Annotated in this window: 13 protein-coding genes; 6 read left to right on the plus strand and 7 right to left on the minus strand. The window is 43.9% G+C overall.

Going from position 1 to position 14445, the window contains the following annotated elements; all coding sequences use genetic code 11:
- Positions 1-51: 51 nt before the first annotated feature.
- The 4 genes from HUU58_07915 to HUU58_07930 all read left to right on the plus strand — a co-directional run bounded on the left by HUU58_07915 (position 52) and on the right by HUU58_07930 (position 4940).
- Positions 52-780, plus strand: a complete 729-nt coding sequence (locus tag HUU58_07915) for a hypothetical protein (GenBank protein NUN45595.1) — start codon at positions 52-54, stop codon at positions 778-780.
- The gene (locus HUU58_07920; protein NUN45596.1) at positions 777-1772 is read left to right on the plus strand and encodes an amidohydrolase family protein; all 996 of its coding nucleotides are present in this window, start codon (positions 777-779) and stop codon (positions 1770-1772) included. The genes HUU58_07915 and HUU58_07920 overlap by 4 nt, the downstream gene beginning before the upstream one ends.
- Positions 1773-2202: 430 nt before the next feature.
- A complete protein-coding gene (locus tag HUU58_07925; protein ID NUN45597.1) occupies positions 2203-4191 on the plus strand; it encodes an amidohydrolase family protein in 1989 nt (662 codons plus the stop codon).
- A 20-nt stretch (positions 4192-4211) separates the two neighbouring features.
- Positions 4212-4940 (plus strand): hypothetical protein, encoded by a 729-nt coding sequence (locus tag HUU58_07930; protein ID NUN45598.1) that lies wholly within the window; start codon positions 4212-4214, stop codon positions 4938-4940.
- A 156-nt stretch (positions 4941-5096) separates the two neighbouring features.
- On the opposite strand, the gene rsgA is transcribed toward HUU58_07930, so the two are convergent.
- The 4 genes from rsgA to HUU58_07950 form a co-directional block, all read right to left on the minus strand.
- The gene (rsgA, locus tag HUU58_07935) at positions 5097-6164 is read right to left on the minus strand and encodes a ribosome small subunit-dependent GTPase A (GenBank protein ID NUN45599.1); all 1068 of its coding nucleotides are present in this window, start codon (positions 6162-6164) and stop codon (positions 5097-5099) included.
- A gap of 137 nt (positions 6165-6301) precedes the next feature.
- Positions 6302-7285, minus strand: a complete 984-nt coding sequence (locus tag HUU58_07940; protein NUN45600.1) for a hypothetical protein — start codon at positions 7283-7285, stop codon at positions 6302-6304.
- Positions 7222-7896 (minus strand): DUF479 domain-containing protein, encoded by a 675-nt coding sequence (locus HUU58_07945; protein NUN45601.1) that lies wholly within the window; start codon positions 7894-7896, stop codon positions 7222-7224. The genes HUU58_07940 and HUU58_07945 overlap by 64 nt, the downstream gene beginning before the upstream one ends.
- Before the next feature lie 11 nt (positions 7897-7907).
- Positions 7908-8627: a CAP domain-containing protein gene (locus HUU58_07950; GenBank protein ID NUN45602.1), complete on the minus strand. Its 720-nt coding sequence runs from the start codon at positions 8625-8627 to the stop codon at positions 7908-7910.
- 118 nt (positions 8628-8745) lie between these two features.
- On the opposite strand from HUU58_07950, the gene pbpC reads away from it, so the two are divergent.
- Both pbpC and HUU58_07960 read left to right on the plus strand, forming a co-directional pair.
- Complete coding sequence (gene pbpC / locus HUU58_07955; protein ID NUN45603.1) at positions 8746-11007, plus strand: penicillin-binding protein 1C; 2262 nt, start codon at positions 8746-8748, stop codon at positions 11005-11007.
- Between the two features lie 67 nt (positions 11008-11074).
- The gene (locus HUU58_07960) at positions 11075-11809 is read left to right on the plus strand and encodes a hypothetical protein (protein ID NUN45604.1); all 735 of its coding nucleotides are present in this window, start codon (positions 11075-11077) and stop codon (positions 11807-11809) included.
- A gap of 15 nt (positions 11810-11824) precedes the next feature.
- On the opposite strand, the gene HUU58_07965 is transcribed toward HUU58_07960, so the two are convergent.
- From HUU58_07965 to HUU58_07975, 3 genes are read right to left on the minus strand one after another with little or no spacing between them, the layout of a single operon-like run.
- Entirely contained in the window at positions 11825-12286 is a 462-nt protein-coding gene (locus HUU58_07965) for a nuclear transport factor 2 family protein (GenBank protein ID NUN45605.1), read from the minus strand.
- Between the two features lie 12 nt (positions 12287-12298).
- A complete protein-coding gene (locus HUU58_07970; GenBank protein ID NUN45606.1) occupies positions 12299-12916 on the minus strand; it encodes a hypothetical protein in 618 nt (205 codons plus the stop codon).
- A 23-nt stretch (positions 12917-12939) separates the two neighbouring features.
- Complete coding sequence (locus HUU58_07975) at positions 12940-14331, minus strand: hypothetical protein (protein ID NUN45607.1); 1392 nt, start codon at positions 14329-14331, stop codon at positions 12940-12942.
- Between the last annotated feature and the right edge of the window lie 114 nt (positions 14332-14445).

Genomic DNA, 14445 nt, shown 5'->3' on the forward strand with positions numbered 1-14445 from the left:
TCAACTGTTTCACAGACATCATCACTATACAATAGCAACAAGAGTGAAAATATGATCAATGATGCCGCCAAAACGAATAATCCATTTCGTTTGTTATTATGGACAGCGACAATAAGTTCTTTTGCCGGCGCTGTCACAACGTTTTTACTTTTTACCATTCCGGCACCAGAAGCTCCGGATTTTGAATCGCAGGTGCGCCTTTTTCAGAATTCACTGTATGTGACAAAACTCTGGATTCTTTTTATTCATCCACAATTAAATTTCCTAGCTTGCTTGGGCGTTGTTGTTTTATTGTGGGAACGGCACGCGCCTCTTATGATTATATCCTTACTGTTTATGTTCGTATGGATGTATACAGAAGTTTCTCAGCAAGCGTTTATCATCGATGCGCTCAATCAATTTTGGAGGCCTGAATATCTACAAGCCACTGAAAATACTGCCAAAAATACACTGGCAACGCTGATCAAAGGAGCAAGTGCCTATTCCGATAGCCAATATTTTATCGTGATCTATGCTTTCGGCATAGGAAGCATCGTTATGGGGATGGCCATGATACAAGAAATCGGGTTAATTCGATGGATCGGTATTGCACAGTTATTTATAGGCATACTAAGTTTAGCCTCTTTCATCAGATATTATCTGGGATGGAGTAATATAGGCATGGTGGTGAACTGGTGCTATGAATATATATATTTTTACATTCAGCCTCTTACGCGCATACTGATAGGTATTTGGATTTTTCGCGTTATTTTAAAAAAACAAACTGAGGCCTTGTCATGAAAAAAAGCAACGTTATCAATTTTTGTATTTCTTGCCTGACAGGAACACTGATTGCACTCCCGATCTATAGCCAATCCGAGAATAGGTCGAAAGCGACACCGATTTTTGATCATCACGTTCATTTCCTATCACCAGATTTGATCAATCAATGGAAAGCTTTGGGAATTCCGTTTTCTAAAAAAGATTATTTTTATTCGGATATCGACTCACTCAGTTCGAAGCTGGGAACCCGTCACATGAAACTGATATCAATGGCTCACGTGTTTACCTCACCCGAATTCGGCCCACCCACATCCGACGCCTATGAAGCTGTTAAAAAGGAAAATGATTATTTAGCCGTTCTTAAAAAGAAGCATCCTCAAACCATAAATGCCTATTATGGTATAGATCCGTTGCATGATTACGCAATGACCGAAATAAAACGTTGCCATCGTGAACTTGGGCTTGACGGGATCAAATTACATTTTAACGCGTCACAGGTATATCTGACAGAACCCGAGCATCGAAAAAATGTAAAGGCGATTTTTATCTACGCCTCCGAACATACGATACCGGTCTTATTGCATCTGGATAACAGCCACCGGCGTTTTGGAGCACTTGATGTGCGTTTGTTGGCTGATTCGATATTATCCGGATTGAATGACGTTCAACTCCAGATAGCACATTTTGGGACATCCGGCGGATTCAATGAACGCACAAAAGTTGTAATCGACACGTTCCTTGAACTATTCGCACAACATCATCCGATTACGAAACAACGCTTATACTTCGATATTTCAGCCGTCGGACTGGATAAGGACGGCGACGGAGTTGCCCGGTTAAACGATGAACAATTCAAAGAACTGGCCGCATATGTGCGCAAATTAGGTTTTGATAAAATCCTATTTGGAACGGATTATCCTTTGTATTCCGCTTCAGAATATCTGAACGTACTTAAAAACAAGCTTAACATGACCCAAGATGAAATCATGCACCTTCTGAAGGAAAAATAATTTGTAAAATTTTGAACCATTAAAATACGTATGAACCGTGAAACAGGCCGCGGAACTTAACGCATTGCTATAAAGCCTTATTTATGAAAACGCCAATGAGAAAAGAAACCACCATTCTGACTTTACATCTCTAGGTGAAGCAGGACGTCAACATTTCACAATCAAAATATGATACTATAAGTCGTTCACCACAAAACAATTCGGAAACAAAAAAAATTCGGTTTGTTGAATTAATCGATTTGGCAGTAACGAAACTTAGCGATTCTTTCGATGGTAGCGGGTTGTTTACAGTCAAACTGGATTTGGAAGCACGTAGAATGATATGTCGAACCACTTGGAAAACACCACAGGACTTTTTATTCCGTAATATAAATGAGATGTATTCAGCAAATCGTATTTCTCCTGCATATCTAACGAACCCGGAGGCTATATGAAAATCCATCGAATACTGCCCTTGTTCACATTGTGGATTGCATTGTGTGACTACGGACACCTCATCGCTCAATCCTATGTATTTAATAATGTCAACATCATACCAATGGACAGCATGCATATTTTAAATGATTATACCACTGTTGTTACCGACGGAAAAATTGTTTACATCGGAAAAGATAAGCCCACACAAATACCCCAAAAAGCTCATCATATAAATGGCAAGGGAAAATATCTCATACCGGGATTGATTGACAGCTACGCTCATATTCATGAAAAAAACCTGACTCTGTTTTTAGCTAATGGAATTACGACCGTTCGCAACGCACCCGGAGCGGCGTTTCAGCATGCACTTAAAAAATTATCCGACGGGCGGAAACTTGTTGGCCCGAGGATATATAGTGTGGGGCCTGCAATGACCGGATCCATCACGGCTTATCACACGCAAGGCGCACTTGCCAATGCCGACGAAGCAAGATTCGCGGTAAGAGAAACCAAACGTATGGGGTACGATGCCGTTTTTTCGTACGTAACGATTTCAGCGGAAGTTTATAAAGCCATGCTGGATGAAGCGCAAAAGCTTGGGTTACCGGTTCAAGGTCATGTACCATATATGGTTCCGTATAAGGAATATACCGAAGGTTCTCAAACTTCGTTTGATAATCTTGTCGGCTTGATGAATCTGCAAACCGGTGCAACTTACCCGGCAGAACGTCTATCACAATTTGCCGAAGATTATAAGCGTACTGGGAAATTCGTAATACCCACGCTTACCATTCACAAAGCGCGTGCTTCCTCAGGAAAAACAGACAGTCTGAAACGACAACTGGCTATGAACTATGTAATGCCGCGACAAAAAGAGTACTGGCATTTGAGTTCACATCAATATGTTTATTCCGGAGCAGCGGAGATAGTAAAGATATTCCATCAAAAGGGCGTACAACTTCTTTTAGGATCAGACGGCGGTTTTCATTTCGTCGTACATGGTTTTTCCTATATGGATGAAATTCGGAATTTTGCCGAATTGGGAATACCTAATTATGAGATACTCCGTGCGGGAACGATCAACGCGGCGCGTTATCTGGGCTGGGAACAACGTATTGGGACAATAGAAGCGGGAAAAGAAGCCGACCTTATTTTACTTAATGGCAATCCTCTGGAGGATATCGGTAGCATTGCCGATCACAATGGCGTTATGATTCGCGGAGTTTGGTATTCCCGAGAAAAGCTTGATGAAATGTTAAACTTATTAAGTAAAGAGTGCGCGGACATGCCGACAACGCAACGTATGAAAAATTTTCCAAAGCCTGCGAATTCATATAAACTCCAGGCACAGTATGAAATTTATTACAAATCCGTCCGTTGTGGCGATGAACAGATATTTATTTCTCAAAAAAACCAAACCTCCAAGATACTGAGTTACAACAGTATCGACCCTTTGTGCCAACGCAATACCATCACGGAATGGACATTTAAAGATCAAAATATTCAAGAAACCAAAGTATCGCGCACTTCTATTGAAGGAATCACGGAAGTTAGCATGCGCCGCAACAAAACACATTCAACCGTCCAAGGGGAACATCCGATTTACGGTCCGTTTAATTTCAATGACAGTACCGATACGCGTATAACCGGCGGACCTAATACGTCGATCAATCTTGATGTAGACGGCGTCGGTAATTACTATGTAATGTTCAAGTTTTTAAAGCCATTGGATATTGGTCAATCCGACAGTGTTACTTCCAAAAAAATCGAACTGAATCCTGAAGAATGGGGCAGCCGATCTGTCATTGGTAATTCTTGGTACAAAGTCACACGGGTGTCGGGGAACGATACTGATGCGAATTATAAAAAATATGAAATTATCCAACCCGGATTTAACGGTTCTCCGGATTTTTCTTTCAAAGCCACTGTTACTGTCAATAATGAGGGCTTGATTGATCAGGTCACATTCAACGAAAATGTATTCATAAAGCGGGTGCAATGACCTACAAAGGATAGAATTGTATGAAAATAACATTAACACCCAAAAACACTACAGCATTAGTTTTTCTATCTTTCATCATGCAGGAAACCCACGAACTTGCGCACACTGTAGTAGGAAGAATGATTTGCGGTTGCTGGGGAAAACGAAATTTTAATGTTTGGACTTTATGTAAAGGGTGTTCCGATGAAAAACCATGGTACATTCTCGCCACATATGCCGGCCCTGCATATAGTTTTACGGTAATATGGCTGGGTCTTTATCTTCTACTGAAATCTTCTGCAAAGGTTAAATCAATTGGCTTTGCTTTGATAGTATCCAGCATGCCGTTTTCAAGAGTTTTGACTCCGATAATCGGCGGCGGAGATGAAGTTTACGCTCTTAATTCTTATTGGAACAATCACACATTGGCGTGGATTGTAGCCGTTGTAATTGTATTGACACTTGCCATACCGCCAGTTGTTAAAATATGGACTATCATAGAGAACCGACGAAAAAATCTTTGGATAGTCGGAATTATCTTTGGGCCGTTTATTGCGACAGGTGTGTTTGTTTTTGGAATCCTTCAAACTTTACTATTGGGCAACGGTATTCTCAAAACGTATTGGATATTGGGTTCACCGATGCTCATTACACTATGGTTTATACTTTGTTTGATTGTATGTGCCATTTTGGGAAACTCGCTGACTACGCTGTTACAGCCCAGTGAAACCAATGCGGAGCGAACACGAAATGTGAATTTGATCCACTGAGCATACTTCGGTTTTATTGAGTATTGATGCGAAATAATCCATAGCGCAGACGAATGTATGAATATATCATACGTATCTGAGCGTTACGCAAAACACATCACAAGTCACGTTATAATACAAAAAGCCCTGCTCTTATCAAAAGCAGGGCTTTATTATTTACCGATCTGAACGATTGTTTTTTTTATGCTGGGCGTGAATTTTTTTCCACCGCATTTTTTCCAATCGTGCGGCCGAATTATCTTGCCGCAATTCCAAGTACCGAATCTCTCTTCGCAGTTTCAGATAGCTTTTGTATCGCGCCGCATCCAGCGATCCATCGGCTAATGCCGCTTGTACGGCACAATCTGGTTCTGACTCGTGTCGGCAATCCCGAAAGCGGCATGCCGCCGCAAGCATCTCGATATCTTCGAACGTTCCTGAAAGACTGCTTTCATCCGTCCATAATTGCAATTCGCGCATACCCGGCGTATCCATCAGCAAACCGCCGCCCGGTAAAACAAATAATTCACGATGCGTCGTCGTGTGTCTTCCGCGATCCATATCTTTGCGTGTAGTGCGTGTTGATTGGACATCATCATCCAGCAACGCATTGATGATCGTTGATTTACCGACGCCGGAGGATCCGAGCAGGCAACCGGTTTTACCTTGTCCAAGGTAAAAATTCATCAACTCGATGCCTTGTTTGTGCATCGCGCTCATCGTTATGATGGGCACGGACGGTGCAATAGCCCGCACTTCGGATAACCGAGCATCCGATTCCGCACAAAGATCGACTTTGTTGAGTACGATCACCGGTTCCGCACCGCTATGCTGCGCAGTAAGCAAATACCGTTCAAGTCGGCGCAGATTAAAATCCTGATCCAGACCGCTTACCAGAAAAGCTATGTCAATATTCGCCGCGATCACCTGTTCGCGCGTGACCTCTTCGGTGACTTTACGCGAAAACTTGGTTCGGCGCGGGAGAACATGATGTATCACGGCAAAACGTTCGGCCAAACGTAACTGGATCACGACCCAATCACCGACGACAGGTCGCAATGTGGAATCAATCTCCGCCGATTTGCGAAGATTGCCCGACATTTCTGCCGAAATAACACCGGCTTCCGTCCATAATTCGTAAACCCGCGTCTGCTGAACGGCGATACGCCCTACCTGAAATTCACCGGCGTAAGGTTTGAATGCTGTATCAAAAAAGGGTTGCCACCCTAAATGATCTAACGTCATTTGATTTTGCTCCATTGTTTTAGCAACGGAGTACAAAGCTCCGTTACGTAGTTAATAAGTTTTCGTGAAACTTGAAAACAATGACGGCAATCATAGACTCTCCTTTGTGTAAAAAGTGATATAAATAATTAACAATTTTATTGAAAAACAGCCAACCCGCGATAAAAACCAACCCACAAACGGCCTCGACGATCGGCAAACATAGCCGTTACTTGATCATCAGGAAGTTCGCTATTCGTAGTATTATATACCGTCCACGTTTCACTTTTTAAAAAACCAACGCCACCGGCATACGTACCTACCCACAAACCATACTTATCCACAACAATGGTCGTTACATCATTTTGCGGAAGATCAGTATCTTTGCTGTTATAATTTTTCCATCCCGAAGTCGTATAACGATTGATGCCTCCGCCTTCACCGACCCATAACGTTTTACCGGTATGAAGCAGTGTAAAAATATAAGCCGTCTGAAGCGACGAATTATTTTTAGTAAATATCGTCCATTGATTTTCTTTGAAACGCGCAAGATTGAAACCCCATGTACCGGCCCAAATACTATTATCATCGCCCACACCTACGGATGTCAGAGCATTTGCAGGTAATCCGGAGTTATTTGTATTGAACGTTGTAAAATTATGGTTATCAAATTTTACCAATCCACCATTGGTAGCCAACCAAAAAACACCATCCGATGATTGAGCGATAGCCTGAACGCCATTCGATGGAATTTGCGAATTGGATGTCGTATAACGGCGCACAACGATCGTATCGACCAATAGCAAACCGCCACCGCCTGTTCCCATCCAAATACGACCGCTATCCGCCGGGAAAAAACATCCGACCGCGTTAGCCGGGAAACCCTGTGTACCATACGTTATAGACAAGGTGTCACCATCGTTTTTACTAATGCGGAGTATTTTTTCCTGCGCAGATACCCAATAATAATCACGGGATTCTCCGATAGCATAAACATATATCCGCTTATCCGCCACGTACCAGATACGGTGATCGGTATCCGAATTATCACAACTTATGACAGCTGATAAAAAACAAATCAATCCTGCGGCATAAATTGTGCCTCGAATTCCGGCAACGCTTTTACTATGATATTTTTGCATGTTTCTAAGATCGCTATCAAATCTGCAATTTCGTGCTCCGCAAAATTGTCTTGTCGTGTACGCCGAAGCATGCGGTTGATCGGCTCGTGCATTTTTTCCATTTGATCGTATTCGTATAAGAACTTAAAACGCATAAACCGGTCAAAAATTTCTGTAAATTCAGATGTCGAATTACCAAAATAACGATCCACATCCGTTTGTATTGTCGGTACCGTGATACGTTCCAGATTGCGATAATAGCGCGATGCAAGCGAAGTATCGTTTGACGACAAAACATGATCCAGTAATATTTCTACGACAATATGCGCCAGAAAAAACGGCCTGATATTTTTCTGGGGTGAAATATTCTCTTTGAGCAACTCGCGGATAGGTTCGTAACACGAAACAAAAAAACTTGAACCGTGAAAAGCCGCATCGGCCTCAAAGTGATTGAGCACGCCATGCCACATGCCAGGGCAATCGGCATGAGGAATATAAGCACGAACCGCATTTTCCTGAAAACGCAAAGTACGGTTGATCGCACTCATCAGGTCCGGCAATGCCGCGCCAAGATGAAATTCAGGGGATACTTGTTTTCTTTGATTTATCGCAAAATGTGAAAGATAATTCATTCATTAACGCTTTATTTATCGTCCGTCGCATTACCGTCCGCCGGATTTTCACCGCGGGTATGGACCGCATTTTTTTTAGCACTAAATCCTCCGGCTAAGGTCATGACGCACATATAACGATATTGTTTATGCGTACCACAGGCGACGCCGACTTTACGAAATTCAGGATTAAAAATATTTTCTCTGTGGCCGCGACTCGGTACGCCGTCATCTACGAGTAGCGATATGACAATACGCCGGGCGTCATTGGAACCATAATCAATATTTTCACCGGCCGTACGTTCCCATTGTCCGTAGCGCTCGATGCGATCAAAGGGCGAACTTCCGTCATCGCCGGTATGCCCGGTTTTACCGGAACGGCTCTGTTCTTTCATATGATCGCGAGCAGCTTTGGACATACCCTCCGACGGCCCCAACGTATCTATGGGCTGCGCGTTTTCAAGAAATTGTATACATTCATCTACTGCTTCAACGCCTTCATTGGTCATGAGCGTCGCTTCGCCGGGATAATACACCATATTTCCGTCATATAATTTCTTGAGCGCTTTAAGATGAGTGGCATATCCTTGGGGATCACGACGAACACGGTTAAGCTCGCGCACCACTTCCTTTTCAAGATCCGTAAGATACCACATCGAAGGTTTGGCCGGTGTTTGTGCATGCACAGGAGATAATGCGAAATAAAGAAAAAAAACTCCTATTGCTGCAGCGAAATAACCTCTGTTATACATGTCGGAAACTCCTTTTATTTTTTTGCAATATCGCAAGCCCCTCGGTGAATAGCAAACGTTACCTATGTATGTTTACATTTGTTTTTGAAATTAAATATTAAACTCTCTACACTCTGGCATGCTCAAAATTTTGAAAAGAAATCCGGATTTGATTTTTATCGTATTGGCAGTTGTCGGAACATTTTTTTATCCGATTTCCGGTGATGATTTACATTTTAAGGATGAAGCCTCCTTGCGTATCTATGATCGCAACGGACTTTTACTTCGTGAAGTATTATCCCGTGAAGGGGGACGCGGTCAATGGGTTTCACTGGATCAGATAGATGCGCGAATAATCAAAGCGGCTATCGCGGCGGAAGATAAACGTTTTTTTTCGCATCACGGTATGGATTTATTGGCCCTGGGCCGTGCTATCGGACAAAATATCATGGCGATGTCGGTCGTCAGCGGCGGATCAACCATTTCCCAGCAAGTCATCCGAAATATCTATCATTTCCCGCGCAACCCGTTTTACAAACTGGCCGAATTGTGGTATGCGATTCGCCTGGAATACACATTATCAAAAAATGAAATTCTCGCGCAATATCTCAATCGTATCCCGTTCGGTAATCAGACTTTTGGCGTGGAAGCCGCATCCCGGCTCTATCTCGGCAAATCGTCACAAACAGTAACATGGTCAGAGGCGGCCTTTCTCATGGCTTTGCCCAAATCGCCCACACGCTATAATCCCTATCGCAATGATACGGCCGCTAAAAACAGGCGAATAGCCGTTTTACAGCGCCTTCTTGTTATGCAGGCCATTCCCAACGATGACTACGAACGGGCCGTAAGCGAGCCGATACTACTTCATACGCAATCTCATAATTTTTTTGCACCGCACTTTACGGATTATCTGTTACAGCACCATGTCCATCTTAGCACCGCGTGGCACACCACGCTGGATTTACCCTTGCAACAATCCGCTGAACGCATACTTCGCGAACATATCACCTATCTGCAACCGGAAAATGTCACCAATGCGGCGGCCATCATTTTAGATAATCGTACGGGCGCTCTACGCGTCATGGCCGGTTCGTATGATTATTTTGATGCGCAACACGACGGTCAATTTAATGCGGCGCTCGCACGGCGGCAACCCGGCTCGGCTTTGAAGCCTTTTACATACGCAATAGCTTTTGAGGGCAACTACACGGCGGCCAGCATTTTAGCCGACGTACAAGCATCGTTTTCAACGGCGAACGGCACATTTACACCCATGAACTACGACCGACGTTACCATGGGCCGGTGCGGGCGCGTATTGCATTGGCTTGCTCATACAATATTCCTGCCGTACGTGTTTTGCAGGATGTGGGAGTACCCGTCTTATTATCAAAGTTGCATGAATGCGGAATACAAAGCCTCGATCAATCGCCTGCATATTACGGACACGGATTGACCTTGGGTAATGGTGAAGTCACGTTATTGGAATTAACACGCGCATTTTCTGTTTTGGCCAATCAGGGCGCGCTTATCCAAACACAAGTTTTTTCTGACTCCGTGACCCGCGTTGAACGCGAGCGTATTTTTACGCCGGAAAGTATTTTTCTCGTATCGGATATTTTATCCGATCCGATCGCGCGCATTCCGGCCTTCGGTTATGATTCGCCGCTTTCATTCCCATATCCGGTGGCCGCCAAAACAGGAACATCCAGCGATTTCAGAGATAATTGGACAATTGGGTATACCCGTGATTATACCGTCGGTGTGTGGGTGGGTAATTTTGACAATACACCGATGGACCGCATTTCCGGTATTACCGGTGCGGGTAAAATTTTTCATGCTCTCATGGATGCTTTATATCCTTCGACAGCACCGCACGGTTTTGTTACTCCGCATACTCTCCATAAAACCCCGATCTGTGCCCTATCCGGACAACGTGCGCATCCCGGCTGCGGTGCGGTGATTGATGAATATTTTATGAAAACTTCATCGGTGCTGACCACTTGCACTTGGCACGATCAACGCGGTATAATCCGTTTTGAAACGATACCACAGGAATACCGCGCGTGGTTTAGCAGCGCCGGAAACCACACCTCGATACATGCATCGGCTCCCGACAATATTTCGAATACCATACAAATCATACAGCCATCGAATAACACCGTTTATAAAATAGATCCCAATTTGCGTTTGTCGCACCAAAGTATAACTTTCAGGGTCATCGGGCCCAATCAAACAAAGCGCATTCGCTGGTATATCAACGGGACTTTGTATCGTGAAACGAATGATACATTTGAAATAGTATGGCCTATTAAACCGGGGAAACATACATTGAGAGCACAAGCCGAACATGCCCTTCAAACCAGCGAATCTACCGTACACTTTGAAGTGCTCCCGTAATACAAGTATTTACGATTCGATAACATTGGCCTTATAAATTCAAAACAACTTCGTAGTAAACTACGCTATGCCAAAATTACTTTTTATCGTGTTCACATTCTTAATGATACCGGTTTCTGCTGTAGAGGAAGCGGATCGCGCATTTTATGCGATGGATTACGCGCTGGCCATCCGTATGTATGAAGCGCATCTGAATCAAAAAAATGACAGTGAAGCGTATTGGAAGTTGGCCCGCGCGTATCTGTGTTCCGGTGATATCAGCGCCGGAGCGGAACGTGAGATGTTTTATCGTAAAGCGCTGACCGCTGTGGAATCCTCTATACAACTTGATCGTACTAATTCACATGCGTATGCGTGGTTTGCCGCATGCCTCGGTAGCGTGGCAATTTTTGAAGGCAGTGAATCTAAAATCAAAGCTTGTTACGGCATCAAAGCGGCTTTGGATACGGCACTCATGCTTGATCCGTCCAATGACGTCGCGTGGTCTGTTTTAGGTTCGTATTATAAAGCGTTAGGCGGAATCAATTGGTTTGAACGTCAATTGGCCAATTTGTTTCTCGGCGGATTACCGGAAGGCGGATACGAAGACGCGGAAAAAGCGTTACTCACGGCCGTTTCCTTAGCGCCGGATGTACTGCGCCACCGATTTGAACTCGGTGTTCTATATTACGATTGGGATAAAAAAGATAAAACGCTGGAATGTTTTGAATACGCCATGACGCTCAAACCGGCTATGGCCAGCGATAAGCGCCGCATTTCCAAAATGAAAGAATTTACGGAAAAGCGTAATCTGCCGCGTTGATCGGAATACGTCCATTCAAATATTCGGTTGACGCATTTCCGCTAAAATTTTCCACGAACCGTCATTCTGTTTTTTCCAAACCACAAGATAGGAACCCGACACAGTAGCCGGAGTTAGTCCCAAAGGCTGCACGGAAAAACTGTACGTACCGTATTCTGAGGCCATATCCTGCCCTACTTCGATGGACGTAGTTTTAAATCGCACATCCGTAAAACGTGATTGGTCAAATAAATTAACAAACTGCCGCTCAATCAGCGATTTACTGCGCACCGGTTCGATATTCGCCTGCAATACGACACCTTCTTCGGCAAATAGTCCGGCTATGCGGGTTGCTTCACTTTTTTCGTAGGCCTGCATGTATTCGCGATTGGCGGACTGTATAGCTTTTTTAACCGCCTCGGAATCCGTCTTTTCAGATGTCGGTGCGCTGCATGAAATCAAAAAATAAAACGTTAACAGGTACAACTTAACTCGCATGGTTTGCTCCTTTTACCACAATGGAATGATCGGATCAAGTATAGCCAGGATCAGACTTGTAACGATGGCCACGACAATGAGTACGCCATTAAAGCCGAGCACGAGCATCGTCGTTCTGAGTTTGGGGCGATTGATACGGTCAACCCATTTTTTTACACTTTTGATCGTAAGAAAAACAGAAAGACTGACAATCATCGAAGCCAAAATCAAACGGGCCGTTGTCGTCTGAAATATCCCTTCAAGGAAAAACAGGCCGCTTTCATACGAAGCGCCGGAAATGATTTTGTTCAGATAATCGCTCCATTGGATGATCAATGCGCTAAGCACGATCACCTCCAAAAAAACGAAAAGGAGAAAACTTACGATGCGCTCCCGGTCCACCGTATGATTGATTTCATCTTCGATTTCCGATAGGAGCGAATTGATCTTCATCATCACGATGTCATTGCCGCTTTGGGACGCGTGTTGGTCTCTAATTTTGATGAGTTCGTCCTGCGATTTGACCAAATCAATAAAATACTTCGTCTTTTGAAGTTTATCCCGCTTTTGAAGGTAAAAAACAATCAGCGGAACAAACACCGCCGATGCCGCACCGATCGCGCGCATGAAGTCTAATGAATTACTTTCCATACATTTTTCCGTTTAAGTAAAAACTAGGACGTAGTTTTTTTCCTGCGCTTTATGGTTCGCACAATAAGGACGACAAAAATAATACACATCCCACCGAAAATAGATCCGAAAAACAAAAAACGTTCCCCTCTTATTTTTTCATGCACGACACTTAAAAACAATTCCGAATCGGTAAAAACCGTATTGGAATAATCCGGATATGTCAGATAAAACATGATATGTTTATCCGCAGGAACGCGTTGCAATGCAGATCCGGGCTCGGGTTTGGTTTTTATTTTCCGATTGAATTCATTCATTTCTTCCGACGGCGCTTGATCCGGATTGAGCCATTCCAATGCATAAGCCAGTTGGGTCGCGTCGCGACTTAGGCTCATACTGCGAAGCAAATGTTGTCGCCAAATAGCTAAACAGCGATTCGCCCACGATTTTAATGTGGTATCCGAATTTTGCTTTGCCGCTGATTTGACAACCTCAACGATATCTTTCCATGCTTCCAATGAAGGAAGCTGAGTATCAACATTTTCGGAATCTCCGACCTCTGATACCATGCGTGAAAATCGTATTAAATGATCTTCCATTTTGGCTATGGACGATAATCCGGTCACATCATACGATGCGGATTCCCGCATGGCTGAAATACGACGCGGATGAACAGCGATTTCTACAAACCAATCGGATGCCGGTTCCCAGTTTTTTTTGATCCAGCGCCCGTCTTCAGGCCATTGGCTTACACCGTCAAAGAAAACAAGCATCTCATTTTTTTCCAAACCAACTGTACGTACATTGAGTTCGGCTTCACCGATGAGTCCATCCCACAAAGCACCGGTACGAAATACATAACCGGCATGTATAACATACGACGAATCGGCCGAAGGGCCTTGATGCAACAAACGTTGTTGGCTACGCCCGATAAACGGTTGACGGTATTCGACGGTTATGGAAGTCTTTTGTTTTTTGGAAAACGTGACTTCAAACAACCACCATGTTTCGCGCACGGTGTGACCGGGTTCGATGGCTTGAGTTACCATTTCATAACGTGCCTGGACAGGTGTGCCATTAATTAGCACACGAAAATCAACCATCGGAAAACCGGACATTAAAGCCGTCTGAAGCGGAAATCCCACGGTCATGGATATATCGTCGGATTTGAGATTTTCCATTTCAAAATCGGCATGCACAGCCATCATCGTAGGATACAATACGATCGAGACCGACTCACGAGTCATAGCGACGCCCACGGACTTTGTCGGCACATCTTTTTTTGCCATGCTCTGGCTCGGCATCAAAGGCGATTTGCCCGGAATGGATAAATTAAAACCGACCGCGGTTTGCATCGGCGCTACATCCGCATATACGGACTGGTTCGTAATAAACGACACATAAATTCCGACAGCCATCAAGTAAACGAACTTCATACATCTTTCGTGCAAAAATTTTTGTGAACGGTTCCAATGTAGTGGAATCCAAAGTATAACGCAATACACCGAATGTTTCTTTCACTATTGCATTGCATTCTTTACATTCATTAC

It is taken from the genome of bacterium, assembly GCA_013360215.1.
GTDB lineage: Bacteria > CLD3 > CLD3 > SB21 > SB21 > JABWCP01.

Coding starts and splice junctions, on each gene's coding strand:
- HUU58_07915 (NUN45595.1), top strand. CDS start 52: ATGATCAATGATGCCGCCAAAACGAATAATCCATTTCGTTTGTTATTA.
- HUU58_07920 (NUN45596.1), top strand. CDS start 777: ATGAAAAAAAGCAACGTTATCAATTTTTGTATTTCTTGCCTGACAGGA.
- HUU58_07925 (NUN45597.1), top strand. CDS start 2,203: ATGAAAATCCATCGAATACTGCCCTTGTTCACATTGTGGATTGCATTG.
- HUU58_07930 (NUN45598.1), top strand. CDS start 4,212: ATGAAAATAACATTAACACCCAAAAACACTACAGCATTAGTTTTTCTA.
- rsgA (NUN45599.1), bottom strand. CDS start 6,164: ATGACGTTAGATCATTTAGGGTGGCAACCCTTTTTTGATACAGCATTC.
- HUU58_07940 (NUN45600.1), bottom strand. CDS start 7,285: ATGCAAAAATATCATAGTAAAAGCGTTGCCGGAATTCGAGGCACAATT.
- HUU58_07945 (NUN45601.1), bottom strand. CDS start 7,896: ATGAATTATCTTTCACATTTTGCGATAAATCAAAGAAAACAAGTATCC.
- HUU58_07950 (NUN45602.1), bottom strand. CDS start 8,627: ATGTATAACAGAGGTTATTTCGCTGCAGCAATAGGAGTTTTTTTTCTT.
- pbpC (NUN45603.1), top strand. CDS start 8,746: ATGCTCAAAATTTTGAAAAGAAATCCGGATTTGATTTTTATCGTATTG.
- HUU58_07960 (NUN45604.1), top strand. CDS start 11,075: ATGCCAAAATTACTTTTTATCGTGTTCACATTCTTAATGATACCGGTT.
- HUU58_07965 (NUN45605.1), bottom strand. CDS start 12,286: ATGCGAGTTAAGTTGTACCTGTTAACGTTTTATTTTTTGATTTCATGC.
- HUU58_07970 (NUN45606.1), bottom strand. CDS start 12,916: ATGGAAAGTAATTCATTAGACTTCATGCGCGCGATCGGTGCGGCATCG.
- HUU58_07975 (NUN45607.1), bottom strand. CDS start 14,331: ATGAAGTTCGTTTACTTGATGGCTGTCGGAATTTATGTGTCGTTTATT.